The sequence below is a fragment of the Ruegeria sp. BHSB056 genome, assembly GCF_059613305.1.
Genome location: NZ_JBXWSG010000168.1, coordinates 1 through 2,475, shown reverse-complemented (window position 1 = coordinate 2,475; position 2,475 = coordinate 1). Strand labels below are relative to the sequence as shown.

Here is a 2,475-nt window from a genome sequence, read left to right as displayed (position 1 = left end):
CCTCCGGTTCAGTGGTCAGCAGCATGCCTGCCATTCCAGCTTCGGCCATCTTTGCTTGTGCCGCTGCTGTGCGGGTTGCGTATTCTTTGTTGTCGAAGCCGCGTCGTGGGGCGTTCATGAATAGTGATCCTTTTGAAGTGGCAGGCGGTCCTGCACAAGTTTGACCCAGAATTCTGTGCCGATAGTCAACAGAGCATCATTGAAGTCATAGTCAGAGGTATGGAGCGGTTGGGCATTTGGTCCAACCTCGCCATTTCCTAACAGCAGAAAACAGCCCGGTACGGCGGCCGAGAATTGTGCGAAATCTTCCGAAAAGCTCATCGGAGGTCGGTTGCTAATCAGGTCACAACCTGCGACTTCGGCAGCGCGGTATACTGCCTCGACTGGCCCCTTGGAGTTGATGGTCTCTACAAACTGAGTGTCGAAGCTCACGGACGCTTCGATTCCGTGCGCCGCTGCCACTCCTTCGGCAATCTGGCGCATGAAACGTTCGATGGCCACGCGATCTTCGGGAGATCTGGCGCGGAAGTCACCCTTAAGCGTTGCGTTGCCAGGCAGGACATTTCGTTGACCGTCGGTCAGGAATTCCGTGACTGAGATGACTGCGCCGGACGCAGGCGAAAGCTTTCGCGCCACCACTGTCTGCAAAGCGAGCACAATTTCAGAACCCACAGTTATCGCGTCGACGCCGGTCTCAGGCATGGACGCATGGCCGCCTTGCCCTTTTACAGCAATTTCAAAAAGCGTTTCACTGTTGCAGATGATTCCGGTGCGCGTCGAAATCTGGCCGGTGGGCGCACCAGGCAGATTGTGAATTGCATACACTTCTTCGACCGGAAACCGCTCCAGCACACCTTCGTCGATCATCGCGCGCGCGCCAAGACCATGCTCTTCGTTCGGCTGGAAAAGAAAGACGACGGTGCCGTCGAAGGCAGGATCTTGTGCCAGCCGCTCTGCCGCCCCAAGAAGCATTGCAGTATGACCGTCATGACCGCACGCATGCATCACTCCGGGCGTTTTCGAGACGTAGTCATGCACCGATGTTTCGGTGATCGGCAAGGCATCCATGTCAGCGCGTAGCCCGACGGCCTTGTTACCATCCCCGGATCGTAGCACGCCAACTATGCCGACGCCTTCATGTACTTCGATCCCGAGTGCGCGCAGACGTTCGGCCACAACCTTCTTGGTCCGTGTTTCCTGAAAACCAAGCTCGGCGTTTTTGTGCAGATCACGCCGAAGTTCGATCAAACGGGTCTCAAAATCGCTCATTTCGCCATCCGTGTATGATTTGGGACGGTTTTACACAGTGGTCATGCACGAGTTACATCAAGTTTCCGCCCCGCAGACAGAAAAACTTTCACCAAAGCGGCAATTCCAGACGGGATAATACACGAAAGGCTGTCAACTGCTGGAAAACATTCGACTCGGCCGACCGCGCTCAGAACAGATTTTTAGGCAAAAAGTCAGATAGGTAGCTCGAGGCCGATCTTAGTGCGATCCATTGCGACAGAAGTGCGAAATCTGCGGACGTTGGAGTTGTCAAAGAACAACCGCCGGGTCAGGTCCTCATAATCCTTCATATCCTGGGCCACGCAGACCAGTATGAAATCGGCGTCACCGGTCACGTAATAGCATTGCTGAACCTGCGGTTCGTTTCTGGCGCGTTTTCGAAAAACGTCGAGGTGCTGTAGGCTCTCTCGATCTAGCTCCACAAGAACAACGAATGTCATCTTGTAGTCGAAGCGCGTTGGATTGAGGACTGCGACCTCTTTAAGGATCAGCCCGGAATCCCGTAGCCTTTTAAGTCTCCGCTGCACGGACGGAACCGAAAGGCTGCACTCCTGCGCCAGTTGTTCCAAACCAACTCGGCAATCCTTCTGAAGCGTTCTGAGAATTGTCGCGTCTGCATCGTCAAGTTCGACACTCATGAAAAATCCCCTCGGAAGAAGCGTCTTCTGTGAAATCGATTATCGAAGGTAGAGTTAAATACGATAAATTGGAACAGGCGAGTCATGCAACATCTCCGCTCACAATTACAGCGGATGAAAAACACATGACATGTACCGAAAACCTCAATTTCGCACCGGATTTCACCCGTGCTCTGGAGTTCTTTCAGGCACAGGAGAACTATGCTGTTTCACCGCTGATCGAAATCAAAGGTCCTGGCGGCTTGAACGTTTATGCCAAGGACGAAACGCAACGTATGGGGCTTGGCGCTTTCAAGGCGCTGGGTGCGCCTTACGCCGTTGCGCGCATTCTTGAGGAGGCGTGGCTAAGAGAAACGGGTGAAGCGCTGTCCCTTTCACGGATGAGGGATGCCGATTTTCAAAAATTTGCGGCAGCCCACACTTTCGTTTGCGCAAGTGCTGGCAATCACGGCATGGGCGTTGCAGCCGGAGCACGGGCGTTTAGGGCTAAGGCTCGGATTCACCTTGCAAAGACCGTACCCGAAGGGTTTGCCGGTCGCCTCAGAGC

General features: G+C 54.2%; 3 protein-coding genes. 1 reads left to right on the top strand and 2 read right to left on the bottom strand.

The features are described from left to right. Positions 1 to 114 precede the first annotated feature (114 nt). Both AC2FND_RS19980 and AC2FND_RS19975 read right to left on the bottom strand, forming a co-directional pair. The gene (locus tag AC2FND_RS19980; protein ID WP_496771448.1) at positions 115 to 1,269 is read right to left on the bottom strand and encodes an amidohydrolase; all 1,155 of its coding nucleotides are present in this window, start codon (positions 1,267 to 1,269) and stop codon (positions 115 to 117) included. 194 nt (positions 1,270 to 1,463) lie between these two features. Next, complete coding sequence (locus tag AC2FND_RS19975) at positions 1,464 to 1,928, bottom strand: Lrp/AsnC family transcriptional regulator (RefSeq protein ID WP_480506095.1); 465 nt, start codon at positions 1,926 to 1,928, stop codon at positions 1,464 to 1,466. A 125-nt stretch (positions 1,929 to 2,053) separates the two neighbouring features. Here AC2FND_RS19975 and AC2FND_RS19970 point away from each other — a divergent pair. Next, on the top strand, positions 2,054 to 2,475 hold a 422-nt coding region (locus AC2FND_RS19970), incomplete at its 3' end, for a pyridoxal-phosphate dependent enzyme (protein WP_496771447.1).